The sequence below is a fragment of the Rhodococcus ruber genome (assembly GCF_016804345.1).
In the GTDB taxonomy this organism is placed as follows: Bacteria; Actinomycetota; Actinomycetes; order Mycobacteriales; family Mycobacteriaceae; genus Rhodococcus; species Rhodococcus ruber.
On record NZ_CP044211.1, the window covers coordinates 3769412 to 3787578 of the forward strand.

An 18167-nucleotide genomic window follows, 5' to 3' on the forward strand; every position below is an offset into this window, starting at 1 on the left:
AGCTCACCTCTCCCGTTTTCGAAGCGATCCATCACAGTGTGCGCCGCTACGAGAGAGCATGAAGCAGGTTCCGAGGGGGAAATGTCGGCATTGCCCGGGATACCGGTCCGGCCGCGCAACGATCGGGGCGTCCCGGAGGGGGTGGAGAGGGTGCGGGAGTGGAGCTAAGGGGACTCGAACCCCTGACCCCCACACTGCCAGTGTGGTGCGCTACCAGCTGCGCCATAGCCCCTGAACAACCGGACCACCCGAGGTGGCCTCTCACGACAAGAGGCGAGAGCATTCACTCTCGCCTCGTGTCGCGATGGTGGAGCTAAGGGGACTCGAACCCCTGACCCCCACACTGCCAGTGTGGTGCGCTACCAGCTGCGCCATAGCCCCGTACCGTCACCCGGGATTTACTCCCCGGTGCGAAGAGAAAATTACACCATCGCCGTCGACGACAACAAATCGCCTGGTCAGTGCGGACCGGGAGGCGACGGCGGTCGTCCGTCCGACCACCGTCGCCGCCACCTCAGCCGAGCTCGGCCACCCAGTTGTCGTTACCGAGTGCGTCGATCACGGTGCCGTTGTGCACCACCGCGGGGGTGCCGGACGCGCCCGCCGCCGCGAGCGCCTGCCGTCCCGCCTCCGCGTCGACCGCAGCCTGCTCGACGCGCGCGCCGTCGGCGACACACTGCGCCGCCTCGTCGGACGCCCCGGCGTCCCGTGCCATCTGTGCCAGCTCGGCATTGGTGAGGTCGCTGTCGCCCCGCTCGGCGGGCTGGTTCTCCGGCGAGAGCAGCGCACCGTGGAACGCGGAGAACGCCGTCGCGTCCCCGGCCTGCGCGACGCACTGACCGGCCGCGACCGCGCGGGTCGAGTAGTCGCCGCTCGCCGAGAGCTGATCGAGGAACGCGAGCATGTGGTATCGCACAGCGACGTCGCCGGCGTCGATCGCCTGCGCGAGTTCCTGACCGTGCTTGTGCTCGAGCTCGGCGCAGTACGGGCACAGCGGGTCCTCGAACAGGTCGATCGTCGTCGCGGCGTCGGGGAGGCCGAGGAGGACGACCCCGTCGTCCTGCAACTCCACCTGCACCGCCGCGTTCTGCACCGTCCCGTAGCCCTCGTTGCGCGCCTTGCTCCGGTTCGCCTGCCACAGCACCCCCCCGATGACCAGCACCGCGATCACCACGACCGCGATCCCGCCGAGGATGAAGGTGGACTTGCTCGACGTCGGCTCCGGCGTGTACTTGACCGGTTTGACCTTCTTGGCGCTCACGAAATCTGCCCTTCGCTGTCCGGGTATCGATGCGGGATCACTCTGCCATCGCGGGCTGAGTGCGTGCTGAGAGCCTCGCCCGGGAGCCGGGACCGAGCGCGAGCGGACTGCGGGGGAACACGGTCAGCCATGCGGCCAGGGCGAGGAAGCCGAGGTCTCGTGCGATTTCTCCGGCGTAGTCCCAGCCGTCCACGTCGGCGGCCCCACCGCCACCGAAACACCCGCAGTCGATCGACAGCCCGCGCGCCCACACCGACGCGATCACGCCGATCAACGTCAGCAGCGCGGCCGCCCCCACGACCGCTGCCGCGCGCACCGCGAGCCCGATCAGCAGCAGCAGTCCGAGCACGAGCTCGAGGATCGGCAGCCCGGCCGCGACGGGCCGCACGAGGACCTCGGGCAGCAGCTGGTACGCGCGGACGGCCACCACGGTCTGCGACGGATCGACGAACTTGATCCAGCCGGAGATCAGCCACACGGCGGCGAGACCGAGCCGGGCGATCAGACTGAGCAGGGGAATCCACACGTCATCGACAGTACCGAGGTCGACGCTCAGCGCTCCGTGGCTTCGGTCACCGCGGGTTCCCGGGTGAGCCGCGGCGCCAGCGCCCAGGGCACGGCCACCAGCAGCATGACGGCACCGGTCACGGCGAAGGCGGCCCCGTACGACAGGTGCTGCGCCAGGACTCCGGCGGCGACCGGTCCGATCACCGCGCCCACGTCGGCGGTCATCTGGAACGTCGCCAGCACCGGGCCGCCGCGCGCCTTGCTGCCGACGACGTCGGCGACGGACGCCTGCTGGGCCGGGTTCATCAGGCCCGACCCGACGCCGGCCAGCAGTGAGGTCGCGAAGAACAGCGCGAGGTTCGTGGTCAGGCCCATCGCGATGGTGCTGGTCCCGCACACCACGAGCCCCAGCAGGACGAACGGGCGGCGGCCGAACCGGTCGGACAACCGCCCGGAGACCATCAGGACCAGGGCGTTGCCCACGGCGAACACCGTCAGCGCCACCCCGGCGAGCCCGGCGTCGCGTCCGAGCACCTCTACGACGAACAGCGGCACCATCGCCACCCGCACGCCGAAGACGACCCAGCCGTTGGCGAAGTTCGATCCGAGTGCGGCCCGGTACACCGGCGACCGCAGGGCCTCCCGCAGCCGCATCGCGGGCATGCCGGCGCCCGAGTCCGGCGCGGCGAGCGCGGAGTGGCGCAGGCTCACGAACACGACGGCCGCTGCGACGAGGAGGGCCACCGCATAGATCAGGAACGGTGCCCGCAACCCCAGTCCTACCAGCGCGCCGCCGACGAGCGGACCGCCGATGTTGCCGAGCAGGAAGCTCGTCGCGTAGAGCCCCGACACCCGGCCCCGCGCGTTCGGTGGGGAGATGCGGATCAGCAACCCGAACGCCGAGACGGTGAACATGGTCGAGCCGATCCCGCCGAGCGCCCGGAACAGCAGCAGCTGCCAGTAGTCCGTCGCGAAGGCGCAGGCGCCGGTCGACAGCGCCACGATGAGCACACCGGCGGTGTACACCGGCCGCTCCCCCAGCCGCTGCACGAGTTTTCCGCTGGCGGGAGCGAACAGCAGCCGCATGGCCGCGAACGCGGAGATCACGACGGACGCCGCGGTGACCCCGACGCCGAAACTGCGCGCGAACTGCGGCAGCGCGGGCGCGACGAGACCGAAGCCGAGAGCGATGACGAAGGCCGCGCTGACCAGGACCCAGATCTCCCGCGGCAAGGCGGCGTCGCGTGTTCGCATGATGGGCCTGATGTTAGCGACGCGCACGACCGGTCCGGCAGGCGCGTCCCGCCGGTACGGACTCAGCCGAGAACGTGGGACACCAGGTCGCGGGCCGCGTCCTGGACCTGCGCGAGATGGTCGGGGCCGAGGAACGATTCGGCGTAGATTTTGTACACGTCCTCGGTGCCCGACGGCCGGGCCGCGAACCACGCGTTCTCCGTGGTGACCTTCAGTCCGCCGATCGCGGCACCGTTGCCCGGCGCGGCGGTGAGGGTCGCGGTGATCGGCTCGCCGGCCAGTTCGGTGGCGTCGACCTGTTCGGGCGAGAGCTTCCCCAGCACCGCCTTCTGCTCCCGCGTGGCGGGTGCGTCCACCCGGGCGTACGACGGGTCGCCGTAGCGCTCGGCGAGCTCGGCGTAGCGCCGGGACGGGGTCGTGCCGGTCACGGCGGTGATCTCGGACGCGAGCAGGGCCAGCAGGATGCCGTCCTTGTCGGTGGTCCACACCGAGCCGTCGCGCCGCAGGAACGACGCGCCGGCGCTCTCCTCCCCGCCGAATCCGAGGGTGCCGTCGAGCAGGCCGGGAACGAACCACTTGAAGCCCACCGGAACTTCGAGCAGCCCGCGGCCCAGGCCCGCGGCCACCCGGTCGATCATCGACGAGCTCACGAGGGTCTTGCCGACCTTCGCCTCGGCGGACCACCCGGAACGGTGCCGGTACAGGTAGTCGATGGCGACCGCGAGGTAGTGGTTCGGGTTCATCAGCCCCCCGTCGGGGGTGACGATGCCGTGCCGGTCGGCGTCGGCGTCGTTGCCGGTGGCCAGGTCGTAGCGGTCGCGGGTGCCGATCAGCGACGCCATCGCGTTGGGCGACGAGCAGTCCATCCGGATCTTGCCGTCGGTGTCGAGGGTCATGAACCGCCACGTGGCGTCGACGAGCGGGTTGACGACGGTCAGGTCCAGCCGGTGCCGCTCGGCGATCTCGCCCCAGTAGTCGACGCTCGCACCGCCGAGGGGGTCGGCGCCGACGCGCAGCCCGGCCTCGCGGACGGCGTCGAGGTCCACGACGTTCGGCAGGTCGTCGATGTAGGCGGCGAGGAAGTCGTGCCGGCCGGCTGCGGCGAGCGCCCGGGCGGCAGGGACCCGGCGCACCCCGTCGAGTCCCGCGGCGAGCAGCTCGTTGGCGCGCGCCGCGATCGCCGACGTCGCGTCCGTGTCGGCCGGCCCACCGTGCGGGGGGTTGTACTTGAATCCGCCGTCGCGGGGCGGGTTGTGCGACGGGGTGACGACGATCCCGTCGGCGCGGGCCCCGGATCCGGCGGCGGCGTTGTGCCGCAGGATCGCGTGGCTCACGGCCGGGGTGGGTGTGTAGCGGTCGCGGGCGTCGACGACCACATCGACGCCGTTGGCGGCGAGCACCTCGAGTGCGCTCGTCCATGCCGGTTCCGACAGCGCGTGGGTGTCGCGGCCGAGGAACAGCGGCCCGGTGACCTGCTGCGCCGCCCGGTATTCGACGATCGCTTGGGTCGTGGCGAGGATGTGCTGCTCGTTGAAGGCGCCGTCGAGGCTCGATCCGCGGTGACCCGAGGTGCCGAAGGCAACCTGCTGCAACGGATCCTGCGGGTCCGGCGTCACCGTGTAGTACGCGGTGACCAGGTGCGCGAGATCCTCCAGATCCGCGGCTGCCGCCGGTTGTCCCGCTCGTTCGTGCGCCATGTGACCTCCTCGTCCACCCGACCTTGCCCTGCTCATCTTGCCCGGCCTGCGTGCACCGCGCGCGTCGATCGCCGGCGGTCAGGACGTGAGGGCGAACCCGGCCCAGGCCGCGGCCGTCCCGGCCAGCACGCTCACCACCGCATATGCCGTCGCGGTGGCCGGGCGGCGCACGCGTACGAGACCGACCGCTTCGACGGCGAACGTCGAATAGGTGGTCAGGCCTCCGCAGAATCCGGTGCCGAGCAGCGCGAACGTCGCCGGTGCCAGCGCGGCGCCGGACAGCAGGCCCAGCAGCAGGCAGCCCAGAACGTTGACCGTCATCGTCGCCACCGGGACGCTGCGATAGGAGCGGACGTGCCGGCCCGCGAGGTAGCGCAGGACCGCACCGGCACCGCCGCCGACGGCGACGAGCAGGACGGTCATCGGGTCGCCGACCGGTGCCGCCACGCCTCACCGGTGGCCATCCCGACGCGTGCCGCCGTGAGTGCCCCGACGAGGGTCACAGTCACGTACAGGACGGCCGTCGCGGGGTGGCGGACGGTGTCGACGGCGAACGTGGAAAAGGTGGTGTAGCCGCCGAGTACGCCGACACCCAGGAACAGGCGCCACAGGCGATCGGGACCGAGCAGCGCGGCGACGAGGCCGAGCAGCAGCGAGCCGGCGACGTTGATCGCCGCGATCGTCCAGATGCCGGGGAACTGCACGGCCAGGGCGTACCGGGCCACGGCGCCCACCGCTCCGCCCGCGGCGACCACGGCCGTCGGCTTGTACTCCATGCCGGTAACCGTAGAGGTCCGGCAGATGCGAAGGACCCCGGCCGGGTGGCCGGGGTCCTTCGCGTTCCGGTGGAGCTGCCGGGAATCGAACCCGGGTCCTCCGCCGCCTCGCCAGGGCTTATGTGACTGGGTGGGTGTTGGCGGGGGCGGGTGGGTGCGGTTGGCGCAGCGTATCGAGTAAATCCGTGGGTGATGGTCGGCGCCGATTGGTGCCCGTAGTTCCGGGCGGTTTACGGGGTTTCCGGTTCATAAGCGGTACATCGCGATGCGGGCTGAGGAAGGCCGGTCCGCATCGCACCGATCGGAAGGAGAAGGGACATTGTCAGCACCTCGGGTGACACCTCGGGACGGCCTCTTCGTTGCAGCCCTCGGGCTGGCGGCACTGTGGCTGTCGTACACCGCACTGGCGGACCTGGCGGCGCGAGCGGGGTTGGGGCGCGCGCAGGCGGCCGTGTGGCCGCTGGTCGTCGACGGGCTGATCCTCGCCGGCACGTGGGCGGTGGTGACGTTCGCCGCCGACAGTGGGGCGCGGCGGTACGCGTGGGCGCTGCTGTGGCTCGGCGCAGTCGTGTCGGTGGCCGGGAACATCGCGCATGTGCTGTTGCCGGCCGGGCCGCTGCATCCGGCAGTAGGCACTGCGGTGGCGGTGGTTCCTCCAGCAGCCGCGCTGGCGGTGACGCACCTGGCGATCGTGCGCGCCCGGGCGCGCACGAGCACGACGTCGTCCAGTGACAACAACCGGCCGGAGAACATTGTTACCGAGCCGATCGCATCCGATGACGCACCCGCGTCGCATGCGTCAGCGCAGCTCACCGTGGTGGCCGCGTCCGAACCAGCCGAAGAGACGCGACCGGATGACGTACCGGGCGACACGGTGGACGCACTGCGTCACCGTGCGCGCCAGCTCCGCGCTGACGGGTGGTCGAACTATGCGATCGCGGATGAGATCGGGAAGTCGGAGGCGACAGTCAGGAGATGGCTGGCGGCGCCTGTCGCGTCGTAGGCTGGATCCTCGCGTGGGCGGTGGGGCTTCGGCCCGGGAAGCACCGCCCGCGTCCACACGGCGAAAGCGCCCCCATCCTCGCGACGAGGGTGGGGGCGTTTCCATGCGCCCTAGCCACATCGACATTTTGTCTACTCGCTTGACTAGAAACAGTCTAGTGGATAGACTAACGTTGTGATTGCAGAGCAGCCCACCCGGAAGATCCAGAAGCTCCTCAAAGAATCAGGTTTCACCCCGCAACGCACTTCGGGAAGTCACGAGATCTGGGACGGACCGAACGGAACGACAGTCTCGGTTCCAACCGGACACCGAACAGTCTCCCCGGGCGTCGTACGTCAAGTGAACAAGGCAATCGCCGCCAGCAAGCGCGAGTAGCCACACCGCTGGGGCCGGGAAACCGGCCCCAGCACCCCCGCTACACCGACACGACAGAACGGAACACCGACATGACTACCTATCGCGTGAACGTCACCCGCGAAGGCAAGTGGTGGATGGTCGCAATCCCCGAACTCGACGAACTCACCCAGGCGCGACGAATCGGCGAAGCCGAAGCAATGGCCCGAGACCTCATCGCACTCCGAACGATCACCGCACCCGACTCGTTCGACATCGACATGCACGTCGATGTCGAAGACATTCCCGACGCCGGTGCTCGCGCCGAGAAGATCCGCAACGAACGCCGCGAAGCCGAACGACTCGAACGGCACGCACTCGCCGAATCAAAGGTGCTCGCGCGTGAGCTCGCCGACCGTCAGGTGCCTGTGCGTGACATCGGCGAAATCCTCGGTGTCACCTTCCAGCGCGCCAGCCAGCTCGTGAACTCGTAACCTCCACGCGCCTGCGATCACACGGAATGCGCCCCACCTCACGAAGAGGTAGGGCGCATTCCTTCGTTCGGCTCGAACGCTCGAGGGTCGCTCGAGCCGGACTGACCGCATCAACTACAGCCGAGTGGACTGACTACGGGGTGAACACCCGGAAGTCATGCAAGACGGCCGAGCGGACCACCACCGCCGGACACGAGCTCGTCGTTCCGGATCGTCGTGCCGACGTACCGCCACGAGAAGGGGATCACCGAGTTCTCAACCGTGCCTTGCAGCATGATCACTCCGTTGACCCGAGCGGCGCACAAGCACTCCTCGCATGGATCATCGTGGCTGATGGTCGCACCAAGCAGTTGCGATCTTTCATTCCACGTCATATTATGACCGCACCCGAAGAGAAGGTCATAATATGACGCCCGATGAAATAGGCCAGCAGATCGTGACTCAGGCTGGCATCCTTGCGCCCAGCATGTACGAGGGCGTCTCCCTGGCCCTGGAGCAAGCCAACAGCCGCATGGAGGGCTTCCCGCATAAGAAGTACCCGCACATGCGCCCGATGGTTACGCGGGCCGCGCTCCGCGAATACCTCGAGAAAGAAGGCCTCCCGCCGGAGTGGCAAGTGGCCGGCAACCCGCAAGCAATGGGGCAGCTGTACTTCTCCGCGCCGGAACTGAATCTGAAACTGCGGTTCCTGAAGGAACGGCGCAAGACGTACCCCGGCGGCGTTCCGATCGCCGGCAAGAACGCCGCCCGCCAGAAGGCGTGGAGCTTGTTCAGCGAGGACGAGCTCGGTGTCCCCCAGCCGAAGCCGTCGACGAACGAACTCCTCCTTCTCTGGGACTACGCGAAGAAGGCGTCGGTGACTGCAGGTTTCACCCTCCGAATCGTCCGCCCGATCGCTCCCGGCATCTACGGCAAGCCAGTGCCTTACGACCTCGACATTGCGCTGAGGGCAGGGGGCAATATCTTTACCAACAGGACGTTCGCCGGAGACTCTGACGATGAGGACTTCTTCGGTAGCGCTGAGATCGATCGCGCAGAAAATGATGATGAATGAAACCCCCCGAGAACTCCTCGGATCACGCCTCGAGGCGCTGCGAGACCTCAAGGGCCTGACGCAGCAGGAGCTTTCAGAGGCCGCTGGTGTATCGCAGGGATTCTTGTCTCGGGTCCAGAATGGAACCCGGGCCCTTCCGGAGCCTTTGGCACTAGATCTGTGTCGGGTGTATTCCGTCCCGATGAGCTTCTTCGAGGTGACAGAGGGAGTAACAGACGCCGGTCAGTTCACTTTTCGGAAGAAGGCAAAGGCCAGCGCGCGTGACGAACGACGAGTGAAACGACTGTATTCAGAGGCGGCTCGCCTCTTCAACGCAATCTCCGAGACATCGAAGTTTCGCACGAGTGCCTTGCCTGACCCCGCCGAGTTCGACGGCGATCCAGAGGAATGCGCCGAAGCTCTGCGCCGTTCCGCCGGCCTGGGCCCAGAAGACCCAGTCAAGAACGTCACCCGGCTTCTTGAGCGGCATGGAATCGGAGTTATCAGCGACTTGGACGAAACCTTTCGTGCGGTGTCCGATCATGTTGGAGTATCCCGGCCAAACGTGGGTACCGACCGACCCCTCGTAGCTCTCACAAGTCAACTTCCTGGAGCCGTGCAGCGGCTTACCCTAGGGCACGAAGCGGCCCATTGGATCTTCGACCGAGACCTAAAGTCTCCTCTGGGGAGCACACGTAGCCCAGAGGAGGCTCGCGCATTCCGCTTTGGTGGCGCCTTGCTCCTACCGGAGCGAGTTGTTCGCAAGCGGGTGACAGAATCTCTGTCTCTACATGGATACTTGCGCATCAAAGCGGACTACGGGATCACAGTCGGCGCAATCACACGACGCGCAAAGGACATCGGCGTGATCTCATCCTCGCGCTACCGTAGCTTGAGTATCCAGCTGTCCTCACAAGGCTGGCGCACGAACGAGCCAGTCGAAGTGGCGCAAGAATCACCGCGCCTATTCCGGCAAGCACTGGAACAGGTGTACGGCCGCCACTACGTTTCGCTCGCATCCGACGAGTACGGCATCGAGCCCGCCCTGATCCAACGATGGCTGGGACCCGCACCACAGCCGAACCCCGGGGGATCAACCGATTCCAGCAACGTCGTAAGTGTCACTTTCGGAAGGTAGGAGCGGCTACCGCGGTGGCCTCGCCCAGCGAGCGGTCGAGGCCACCGCTTCTCGCGGCCGGTGTTTCGACCACCCCGCCGACGACGATGAGTTGTCTCGAAACGACGAAATGCGTTCCACCTCGCGAAGAGGTGGAACGCATTCTCACGTTGCCCGCATCACCGCCGGATAAACGGGTCGACGTACTGCTCGCGTAGATCGTTCATGTGATCGATGCCTGCCTGTACCTGCGGCTGCACCCGCTGAGCTGCACGCTCGAGCCCCACCTCGACGGCCTGCTCGATTTTCGCCTCCTGCGCCGGCGAGGTGCGGTCGACGAACAGGTTCGCAACGAGCAACCCCAGCGCACCGAGGATCGACGTGGCGATCGACAGCCACTGCGTCGACTGGTCCTCGGTGATGACGTTCAGCGCCACCCCGAGGGCGAGGAGCGCAGCGAGAACGCTGTAGGCGACCTGTCGGATGGCCGGCCAATTCTTGCCGATGTTCTTCACAGCTTCTTCTCCCCGAGGATTCGGTCGAGCTTGGATTCGATGCGGTCCAGCTGCACCTTCTCGCGGACCTGGCGGGCAGCGACGGTCTGCAGGAGTGCCACAAGGGAGCGGCCCATGTCGTCGGGGACATCGGCGTATTCGGGGCGGATGTCGTAGCCGTCGAACACGGCCTCGTTCCAGATGTCGCACCACATGTCGTACGGCCACGGCTCGTCCGGGGTACGCGTCGACGGGTTGACGTTCTGCGGTCTCGCGATCGGACGCAGGCGGCCCGGCTGCGGATGTAACTGTCCGGCGCCCTGCTCGACGAGGTTGGTCACGGGTTCCCCCTTGGGTTGGGCGCTGCCGAACAGCGCGCGGAGTTCTTCCTCGGTGCCACGAAAGGCGTTGACGTCGATGGATTGGCCGGCGACCTGGCCGCGTTCGGAGAACTGCAGGATGACCACCGGTGGCGCGTCGGTGTGGAACTCCGCCCAGCCGGCATGGCTGTCGCCTGGGTACAAGACCGACGCGTAGCCGGTGCCGAGGACGTAGTGGCTGTTCCAGATCGGCGGGGTTCCGTCGAGGCGGGGTGCGCCCATGTGTCCGGTCCAGTACCAGCGCGGCAGGTAGTTCGCGAACACCCGCATCCCGCGCTCTTCGATCGCGCGGATCAGGGCCTTCATGTTGTCCATCGAGCCGCGGGTGTCGGTGTCCTCGTAGTCCAGCTGCACCGGGATCGACGGGTCGCCGAGGTGGGCGAGGAGCGCGTCGGCCTGCCGGTTCACGTCCACATGGTTGCGGGCGAAGTGATAGCCGCCGAACAGGCCGGGGAAGTGCTCGCGCATCTGGTCGCGGGCGCGGGGCCAGTACGGGTCGCGGTAGTCGTCGCTTTCGGTGACCTTGTGGGTGGCGAACACGAACCCCTCGCGCTTGGCTGCGGCGAAGTTGAACGCCCGCTGATGGTTGCTGACGTCGATGCCGTAGAGGGTCATCGGTTTCCCTTCGGTGGGACGAGCTGCGCGAACCCTTCCCGCACGTAGTCGGAATACCCCTCACGCTGCACGGAGGTAGCCGGCGCGGGCGGTGCCTCGTCCGGGAACAGCGCCCCGGCAAGGAGAGGGAGTGGGTCGAGTCGGTTCGGGCCGGGCGGTGACCACACAGCCCGATGCCACTCGAGGTGCAGATGTGGGGCGACGCCGCCGTTCGTGCGCGAGTCCGGGTTGATGTGCCCGATCCGCTGGCCCGCCTCGACACGCTGGCCGTACTGGACTTCGGGGATGATGTGCCCGTAGATCGTGGTGCCCGCTCCGTCTTCGGTTGGGTGGTCGATCACGATCCACTGCCCGAACCCGGAGGCGGGCCCGACGTTGACAACGCTGCCACCCTGGACGGCGTAGATGGGCAGGCCGCCGGAGCCGCCGTCCCATCCGAAGTCGACGCCGAAGTGCATCCCGCCCCACCGAGGGCCGAACCCTGATGTGACGATGTGGCCGCGCTTGAGCGGCCAATACCTGGGCGACATGGCGACCACGGTAAAGACACACCGTGCACCGCAGACCTCGCCACGAACAGGCCGCTACTTCAGGCCTCCTGCCACCGCCTCGAACGCGGCGAACGCATCGAGCTGCTCATCCTCCTCGAACCCGACCGGCTTCTCCGACGGGTCCGGGCGGTAGAGCTGGAAGTGGAACTGGCCCAGCTCGTCCCGGGTCATCGACTCCCCGGCCACCGCCTCCACCACGTCGAGCAGCGCGTGCAGGTCCGGCAGCTGACGCAGCGGGTCGGCGATCCCGGCGAGGATCAGCTTTGCCCGAAGCGTGCGCCAGTAGGTCGCCGCCGCCAGCGCGAGACTGACGACGGCACGGTAGGGCGGTTGGTCCCGAGCGTGGCGATGCGCTTCATCACCTCCCCGAGGGACTTCACATCGAAGTCCGTCGCCGGGTCGAGCATGTGCACCAGCAGCCGCTCCCACGACTCGGGGTCGAGATGGTCCTGGACGAACAGGGTCACCATGTCGTTGCGCATCGCCGCCCCGACCGACTTGGAGGTGGCGGCCGTAAGCGAGCGCAGCGCCGTCGGCTGCGGCTTGCGGGCCCGCAGAGTGATGCCCTCGACGATGATCGAGTGCCACCGCCCGGCGCCCTGCTCGACGTCCTCGATCTGGGAGAACAGGTCGGCGTCGGAAGGTGGGGGGTCGAACATCGGACCCGGCGGTGGTGGAGCGTGTGAGGCCATGCGCGCCACCGTAACGAGTGGTGGTGAACTACAGCGCCGGGTAGGCGTAGATGTCGATCTGCGACTCGCCGGAGTCGACCTCCGCCTCCGTCTCGACGTCGCCCTGGTAGATGTCGCGGTACTCCCAGTACGTCGAGACGAACCGCAGCGCCGCCTTGAACTTCACCGTCTCCCCCGGCGCCAGGAGCACCCGGTCCCCGAGCACCGCCGTGCGCTCGCCCATGCGGGTCTCGATGACGCCGTAGTACGCCTCCCCGGCGGCGGTGACGCCACGGGTGTACCCGACCCCGAACTTGGAGTAGGCCGTGAGCGCCGACGGGTCAGCCGGCGAGACCCCGGAGGTCTGCCCGACCGACATCTGGATGTAGGCGGAGGACTGCGACTGGAGCACCACTCTCCCACCGGCACGAGTGAGCAGCGCGTAGGCGTACTGATCACGTGGCGTGGTGTTGGTCCACTGCGCCTGCACCTCGTGCAGCGCGACATCCTTGGCGACCCCGTCGTTCGGATCGAACGAGATGATCACCCCGTTGGCGTAGTTGAGCGCGACATGACGCCACTGCATGTGATCCTTCGGGCGCAGGTGCGTCCCGTCCACCATCTCGAAGTCGTCGAGGTCGACGCAGGGGTAAGTCATCAGATGCTCCCGTTCACCCACGGCGCGGCCCACAGCCGCAGCCTCGCCCACCGGGCGTACATCTCGTGCCGGGCGCTGGTGCCGGTGCGCCACTGCCCGGGCGTGGAGTACAGCGCCCGGTACCGGAAGTGCACCGACTCGCCCGGGTCGATCGGTCCGATGTCGACGTTGGTGACCCAGTCCGGGATGTCCCGGAAGATCCGCCCGAACAGCACCGAGGTCGCCGTCGACCGGCTCGCCTTGAGGCGCGCCCCGAACCCGTTGTTGGTCACCGCCGGGATCGGCGCCGCCGGGGACAGCCCGACGTCGAACGAGTACGCGTCGTCGATCGCGACGGTGTTCGGGTTGGAGGAGACCAGCGACCGGCTCGCCCGGTGCACGGTCATGTGCAGGTGCTGCGGGTCGTCGGTGGTGTTGGTCCACAGGATGTCGGTGTCGATGAACGGGATCCCGTCCGGCGCCCGCTCGGTGCTCCCGTCCCGGCCGGACGCCGACATGCGTTCTGCCACCATCCGCGGCATCCACGACGGGGAGAAGCCTGTGCCTTTCGTCGTCGACGTCATGAACTCGGCGGTGCACACGCGAAGACTCATCCCATCACCTCCAGGTCTTGTGTTGGGAAGGCGAGCAGTTGTACCCGGACCGGGTCGATCTCGCACTCGTGGAACGGGACGTTGTCGTTGGCGTTGTTCGACCACGGCGGCGGCGTCCACAGCGTCGCCCGGTAGTGGAACCGGAACGTCTCGCCGGGACCGACCGGGCCGAACCATTCCTCGGTGATCATCGCGTCATCCCAGATCCGCAGCAGACCGGCGTACGGCTTCGCCGCGGTGTTAGTGGACATGTCCACCCCGCCGCCGGACGCGCTCTGGTACTGGTTCGAGGTGTCCGGCACCCGCGGGGTCTCCTCGATCGCGACGGTGAACCGGTCCCGGACCTGGACGACGTTGGGGGAAGACACCGCGAAGTACCGTGAGCCGCGGTGGAGCCGGAACAGCACCTGCGCGGGCAACGGCGAGGTGTTGGTCCACGCCTGCACCCCCGAGTCGATCATCAGCTTCCCCGGCAGGTTGGTCTGCGCCCCGTACGTGCCATTGCCGACGGAGGGGAAGGACTGGTCGTACACGTGCCGCGGCACCGACCAGGGCTGCACAGACAACGCGCCGCCGGTGATATCGAGGTTGCGGGAAACACACACTTGCGCCATGTCAGCTCATCCGATCGGGAGACGGGTCAAGGACAGGGAGGTCATCGCCGACCCACCCACATACGGGCCGATGGTGAACGTGCCGCTTCCGGCCTTGCCGGCGGTGCACACGATCTCGGCGCCCTCGTTGAGAGTGAAGACCTCCGTGCACGAGAGCATCGGCTCAGCGCTGGCGCTCACCGTACGGTCCGCCGACCGGGGCGAACCGTCGATGATCACGAACGACTCCACCAGGACGTCGGCCAGCGCCCCGAAGTAGAGGCGGTAGTTGATCAGCCACACCCCGTTCTGCGGGATGACGAAGGTGGTCGAGCCCGGCGTGGCAGACCAGTCGCTCGACTGCGAGTCCACCGAGTCCCACGCGACCGGGGTGTGGGTGCCGCGGCTCATGGTCTGTGAGGTCTGCCGGGAGACCTTGATGTGCGACCAGCCGGACGAGACCGCGTCGGCCTCGCCCTCGCCCTCCGGCTTCTGGGCGAGCTTCACCGCGCCGCCGTTGACGTGGGAGGCGATCAGGTCGCCGGACTCCTGCTCGGAGGACAGCACCCACGGACCGATCCGGGTGGACGAGGGGTGCTCGACCTGCTCGACCCGCCGCTGCATCCCGCGCGCCCACTCGGCGTCGTTCTTGGGAGGCTTCACTTTCGCTGTGCCCGACATGTCACCTTCCCACCAGTTCGGCTATCTCCCCGCGGTTCTGGATCGCGACGAGCGTGATTTGCGTGTCGAAGCCGGCCGGGGATGCGGACACGTTCACCTGATCGATCCGCATCAGTGACGACACGCCCTCGGCCTGCACCAGCAGCACCTTTCCGGGGATCAGGTCGTCGAAGTCGACGTCCGCCTCCGGGTGCAGCGACGAGCTGGGCGGCAGCACCAGCACGTCCCGGATCGCCGCGGTCTCGGCGGCGTACAGACGTGCCGCCTTCTGGATGTTCGACACCCCGAACACGTCGTCGAGCGAGACGAGGGTCTGCAAGCGCAGCCCGGCCAGCGGCGCCGTCGCCGACTGCGCCCAGTTCTGCCCCTGCACCCGCACGTCGTTGAACGTGGCGGTGCCATCCCGCATCCGTTCGATCTCGACCAGGAAGTCGCACTCGGCGAGCGTGGCGACCGGCGCCTCGGGGAACTTGCCGAGGATGAACCGGCCCGCGACCACGGTCCACTCCAGGCCGAGCTTGACCAGGTCGTCGAACATCTGGTGGAGCATCCGCGAGTCCGCCACCGCGGCGTAGGTGAACGCGTCGGTCACCGCCGGGAGCACGATCGGCGGGGCGGTGATCCCGTGCAGCTCGTTCATCGAGGCGAGCACCGTGGCCGCGATCTTCGTCGGGTCGGTGTCCGCCCACTGCCGGGTGATCGGCACCCGGGTCCGCCACATGAACGTGCCGGTGTCCTTGGCGGTGATCCGGGTGCGAGTGCGCCCGATGGTCGCCTGCTGGATCGGGCCCGACCACACCGGGCGCTCCCCGTGCCACACGGTCACCCAGTGCACCCACGGGCGCAGGTCCTCGAACAGGTCCGGGTCGGCCTGCGTGAGTGCTGTGATCTCGCAGCTCGAGACCTCGCGCAGCTCCCGGCCCCAGGTGATGCCTTCCATCGACGAGCACAGCAGCGCCCCCAGCAGACGCCCGTCGGCGGTGTGCACCGACACCGCCGTGTCCTCCCACAGCACCTCCGGCGGCTGCGCCTTGCGCAGCACCGTCAGGTCGGCCTCGGTATGCCAGCCGATCACCGTGTCGGCGGTGCCCTCGTAGTTCTCCGGCTTGTAGAGGAACGCGTCGACCTCCCAGCCGATCGAAGGGGATACTTCGGCGGCGACGTCCAGGTCCACGCCCGCGGTCGTGGACCAGCCGAGCGTGGTGGGGTTCGCGGCGGCGTACTTCTCCGCCTCCACCGACGACGAGGTGTACCAACCGACCTCCGGGCCGGACGATGCCGGATGATCCTGTGTGGTCTGGTCGAATGCGAGGAACGTGCTCGTCGCGGTGACCCGGGTCCGGGTGGTGAAGAACGAGTCCGAGTAGCCCTGCAGTTCGAGAGTGTCCCCGGCGGTGACGCTGTGCCCGGAGATCGTGCCCAGCACCCCGACGTTCACCGCGCTGCCGAGCACAGTGGACCCGTTCTTCACCACCCGGACCTGCTGGACGTCGCCGGTCGACTCGAACGACACCTGGAACGTGATGTCCCCGATGCCCGGGGCATTCATCACCAGGGCGTCGTTCGAGATGACCGTGTCCGGATACCCGGACCGCACCGTGAACGAGGTCAGCTTGACCCAGGAGGCGCGGGCGAGTGTCTGCGTCCCCGACTTGTTCATCCCCATCGAGGACATGAGTCACCTGCTCCCTTCTGCGGTCGTCGAGATCAGGCGGCGAGCGGGGTGTTACCGACGACCAGAGAGGTCATCGTCAGCGTGTCCCCGTTGACCACCGACCTCGGCGTGCTCAGCGCCCCGGAGAACAGAAAGTTGCCGCCGGTGGCGGCGTCGTGCACCGAGATGTGGGTGATCGTCTCGGTACCGGTCATCGCCCACGACCCGGACATCGACGCCAGGGTCATCGACCCGCCGGCCGCGGCGTTCATCGTGGCCTGCCGACGGGTAGTCACCACCGACGCATTCGACGCCCCGGCGGCGCCAGGGTCCCCGGTGTGCAGCTTGACGTACAGCCCGGCCACCGCCGCGGGGGCGACCCCGCGCAACCAGTCCAGCACCTCGTTCGCGACGTTGACAGCGCTCACTCCGACGGTCACGGCTGCTCCTCCTCGTTCTGGGTTTGCATGGTCTGCGCCCACAGCTCCGGGTCGTTCGAGACCTCGGCCTCGGCGATCGCCTCCAGCCCTACCTGCACGTTCACGAGTCTCGCTCCCTCAGCTCCAGGATCACCGTGTACTGCGCACCAGGAGCGGATTCGGCGACCAACTCCCAACACATCAGCGTGTCCAGCATTATCGGGCGCCAGGGTGCACCGGTCGGGGTGGTGACAATCCCGACCTGCCGCTGGCGCACCCCGTTGTTGTCGATGTACGGGCGTCCGGTGATGGAGTCGGCGACCACGGTCATCCCGCCGGGCAGCCCAGACACCGACATCGCTGCGGTCTTGTCGCACTGCTCAGTCGAGCCGCACGGACGCCAGAAGAAGTTCACCGTGAGCGGGTCCTCCCCGGTGTTCTGCACCCGCACCGAGACGGTGGTCTCCTCACATACAGAGGGCAGCACCCCCGACAGCTGCCAGGTGCGTCGCTCGATCGAGCACAGCGGCAGGCAGCCGCCGCACACCGGGATCTGCGCCGCCTCCAGCTCGATGACCGGCGGGGCGCACTCGGCGTTGTAGATCGTCGGCAGGTCGCAGCTGGCGGTGTCCTCGCAGTCCGGGGCGTGCGCCCACTCGATCGACTCCTCGACGATCGAGTCCCAGCCCACCGCAGCGGTGACCGACTCGCCGTACAGGTACGGGTTGGTGCACACCATCTCCCACTCGACGCGGAAGATCGAGCCCTGCCGATGCCGGGTGCCGCCGCCCCTCCCGGCGATCTCCACGACCTTCGGGGACGTGGTGAGCACCGTGCCGTAGGTGGTGCGCAGCTGGCTGGCAGGAGGAGCCGACGTGCCCGACGGATGAGCCCGGTAGAACTTCAGGTCCACCCCGCCGCGCACGTTGGACTGGCGCAGCACACAACTCAGCCAGTTGAGCCCGTACCGCGCCCCCGCGTTGGAACAGGCCACGATCAGGGCGGAGAAGGTCAGCTGCCGGGACCGGTCCCGCGCCCAGCTCGCCACCCCACCCGCACACACCGCCTCGGAGATGTCACGCTGCACCGGAACCGTGTCCAGGCCCTGCACGTCCATCACCCACACCCCGGCGAACTCCGCCGACTCAGGGCGGGACGCGTCGTACCACGGGGCGGTGTCGAGGGTGTACGGCCCGTTGTTGAGCGTGGCCTCCAGCTCCGGCCAGGTGTCGTCGTACGGGATCGTCACGTCGCACGCACACGACATCGGCGGTGCGATCGCCTCGTCATTGGCCGGCGCGGGAGGGCGCAGGTGGGCGAGCAACCGCGAGGAGTTGGTGAACTCCTCGCCGTTGAGCTCCATCCATCCTCGGAACGGCATCC

23 protein-coding genes and 2 tRNA genes are annotated in these 18167 nt (G+C 68.0%); 5 read left to right on the plus strand and 20 right to left on the minus strand.

Annotation, left to right across the window (positions count from 1 at the left end; all coding sequences use genetic code 11):
• Window positions 1-159: 159 nt before the first annotated feature.
• The 8 genes from F1734_RS17320 to F1734_RS17355 form a co-directional block, all read right to left on the minus strand.
• Window positions 160-232, minus strand: a tRNA-Ala gene (locus tag F1734_RS17320).
• A gap of 73 nt (window positions 233-305) precedes the next feature.
• Window positions 306-381: transfer RNA gene (locus F1734_RS17325), tRNA-Ala, on the minus strand.
• A 133-nt stretch (window positions 382-514) separates the two neighbouring features.
• The gene (locus F1734_RS17330; protein ID WP_010594661.1) at window positions 515-1261 is read right to left on the minus strand and encodes a DsbA family protein; all 747 of its coding nucleotides are present in this window, start codon (window positions 1259-1261) and stop codon (window positions 515-517) included.
• Between the two features lie 37 nt (window positions 1262-1298).
• Window positions 1299-1787, minus strand: a complete 489-nt coding sequence (locus tag F1734_RS17335) for a MauE/DoxX family redox-associated membrane protein (RefSeq protein ID WP_010594662.1) — start codon at window positions 1785-1787, stop codon at window positions 1299-1301.
• 26 nt (window positions 1788-1813) lie between these two features.
• Complete coding sequence (locus F1734_RS17340; RefSeq protein WP_017680855.1) at window positions 1814-3022, minus strand: MFS transporter; 1209 nt, start codon at window positions 3020-3022, stop codon at window positions 1814-1816.
• Window positions 3023-3084: 62 nt separating this feature from the next.
• Window positions 3085-4719 (minus strand): phosphoglucomutase (alpha-D-glucose-1,6-bisphosphate-dependent), encoded by a 1635-nt coding sequence (gene pgm, locus F1734_RS17345; protein ID WP_010594664.1) that lies wholly within the window; start codon window positions 4717-4719, stop codon window positions 3085-3087.
• A 78-nt stretch (window positions 4720-4797) separates the two neighbouring features.
• Window positions 4798-5142, minus strand: a complete 345-nt coding sequence (crcB, locus tag F1734_RS17350; protein WP_026137790.1) for a fluoride efflux transporter CrcB — start codon at window positions 5140-5142, stop codon at window positions 4798-4800.
• The gene (locus F1734_RS17355) at window positions 5139-5495 is read right to left on the minus strand and encodes a fluoride efflux transporter FluC (RefSeq protein WP_010594666.1); all 357 of its coding nucleotides are present in this window, start codon (window positions 5493-5495) and stop codon (window positions 5139-5141) included. The genes crcB and F1734_RS17355 overlap by 4 nt, the downstream gene beginning before the upstream one ends.
• 334 nt (window positions 5496-5829) lie before the next feature.
• Here F1734_RS17355 and F1734_RS17360 point away from each other — a divergent pair, with 334 nt between their 5' ends.
• The 5 genes from F1734_RS17360 (at window position 5830) to F1734_RS26550 (ending at window position 9496) form a co-directional block, all read left to right on the plus strand.
• Window positions 5830-6498 (plus strand): DUF2637 domain-containing protein, encoded by a 669-nt coding sequence (locus tag F1734_RS17360; protein WP_059174476.1) that lies wholly within the window; start codon window positions 5830-5832, stop codon window positions 6496-6498.
• Window positions 6499-6672: 174 nt separating this feature from the next.
• Window positions 6673-6873 (plus strand): type II toxin-antitoxin system HicA family toxin, encoded by a 201-nt coding sequence (locus F1734_RS17365; protein ID WP_082335489.1) that lies wholly within the window; start codon window positions 6673-6675, stop codon window positions 6871-6873.
• Window positions 6874-6944: 71 nt separating this feature from the next.
• Window positions 6945-7325 (plus strand): hypothetical protein, encoded by a 381-nt coding sequence (locus F1734_RS17370; RefSeq protein ID WP_059174475.1) that lies wholly within the window; start codon window positions 6945-6947, stop codon window positions 7323-7325.
• A gap of 406 nt (window positions 7326-7731) precedes the next feature.
• Window positions 7732-8379, plus strand: a complete 648-nt coding sequence (locus F1734_RS17375; protein ID WP_059174474.1) for a hypothetical protein — start codon at window positions 7732-7734, stop codon at window positions 8377-8379.
• Window positions 8372-9496, plus strand: coding sequence for a helix-turn-helix domain-containing protein (locus tag F1734_RS26550; RefSeq protein WP_420803911.1), 1125 nt, complete (start codon window positions 8372-8374; stop codon window positions 9494-9496). The genes F1734_RS17375 and F1734_RS26550 overlap by 8 nt, the downstream gene beginning before the upstream one ends.
• 158 nt (window positions 9497-9654) lie before the next feature.
• Here F1734_RS26550 and F1734_RS17385 read toward each other — a convergent pair whose 3' ends face one another.
• The 12 genes from F1734_RS17385 to F1734_RS17440 all read right to left on the minus strand — a co-directional run bounded on the left by F1734_RS17385 (window position 9655) and on the right by F1734_RS17440 (window position 18165).
• On the minus strand, window positions 9655-9990 hold the full coding sequence (locus F1734_RS17385; RefSeq protein ID WP_003938822.1) for a hypothetical protein: 336 nt from the start codon (window positions 9988-9990) through the stop codon (window positions 9655-9657).
• Entirely contained in the window at window positions 9987-10964 is a 978-nt protein-coding gene (locus F1734_RS17390; RefSeq protein WP_203010815.1) for a glycoside hydrolase family 25 protein, read from the minus strand. Before F1734_RS17390 ends, F1734_RS17385 begins: the two co-directional genes overlap by 4 nt.
• The gene (locus F1734_RS17395) at window positions 10961-11494 is read right to left on the minus strand and encodes a M23 family metallopeptidase (protein ID WP_238423966.1); all 534 of its coding nucleotides are present in this window, start codon (window positions 11492-11494) and stop codon (window positions 10961-10963) included. The genes F1734_RS17390 and F1734_RS17395 overlap by 4 nt, the downstream gene beginning before the upstream one ends.
• Before the next feature lie 54 nt (window positions 11495-11548).
• Entirely contained in the window at window positions 11549-11815 is a 267-nt protein-coding gene (locus F1734_RS26555) for a DUF7240 domain-containing protein (RefSeq protein WP_420803912.1), read from the minus strand.
• Window positions 11773-12207: a hypothetical protein gene (locus F1734_RS17405; RefSeq protein ID WP_238423967.1), complete on the minus strand. Its 435-nt coding sequence runs from the start codon at window positions 12205-12207 to the stop codon at window positions 11773-11775. Before F1734_RS17405 ends, F1734_RS26555 begins: the two co-directional genes overlap by 43 nt.
• 28 nt (window positions 12208-12235) lie before the next feature.
• On the minus strand, window positions 12236-12844 hold the full coding sequence (locus F1734_RS17410) for a DUF7172 family protein (RefSeq protein WP_228287203.1): 609 nt from the start codon (window positions 12842-12844) through the stop codon (window positions 12236-12238).
• The gene (locus F1734_RS17415; RefSeq protein WP_059174469.1) at window positions 12844-13437 is read right to left on the minus strand and encodes a DUF7172 family protein; all 594 of its coding nucleotides are present in this window, start codon (window positions 13435-13437) and stop codon (window positions 12844-12846) included. Before F1734_RS17415 ends, F1734_RS17410 begins: the two co-directional genes overlap by 1 nt.
• Window positions 13434-14051 carry a DUF7172 family protein gene (locus F1734_RS17420; protein WP_203010816.1) on the minus strand — a complete coding sequence of 206 codons (618 nt, stop codon included), beginning with the start codon at window positions 14049-14051 and terminating at the stop codon, window positions 13434-13436. The genes F1734_RS17415 and F1734_RS17420 overlap by 4 nt, the downstream gene beginning before the upstream one ends.
• Window positions 14052-14057: 6 nt before the next feature.
• Window positions 14058-14711 carry a hypothetical protein gene (locus F1734_RS17425; RefSeq protein WP_203010817.1) on the minus strand — a complete coding sequence of 218 codons (654 nt, stop codon included), beginning with the start codon at window positions 14709-14711 and terminating at the stop codon, window positions 14058-14060.
• Between the two features lies 1 nt (window position 14712).
• Window positions 14713-16386, minus strand: a complete 1674-nt coding sequence (locus F1734_RS17430) for a hypothetical protein (protein WP_203010818.1) — start codon at window positions 16384-16386, stop codon at window positions 14713-14715.
• Window positions 16387-16418: 32 nt separating this feature from the next.
• On the minus strand, window positions 16419-16805 hold the full coding sequence (locus tag F1734_RS17435) for a phage tail fiber protein (RefSeq protein WP_203010819.1): 387 nt from the start codon (window positions 16803-16805) through the stop codon (window positions 16419-16421).
• Between the two features lie 100 nt (window positions 16806-16905).
• Window positions 16906-18165 (minus strand): sugar transferase, encoded by a 1260-nt coding sequence (locus F1734_RS17440; protein ID WP_228287052.1) that lies wholly within the window; start codon window positions 18163-18165, stop codon window positions 16906-16908.
• Window positions 18166-18167: the final 2 nt, after the last annotated feature.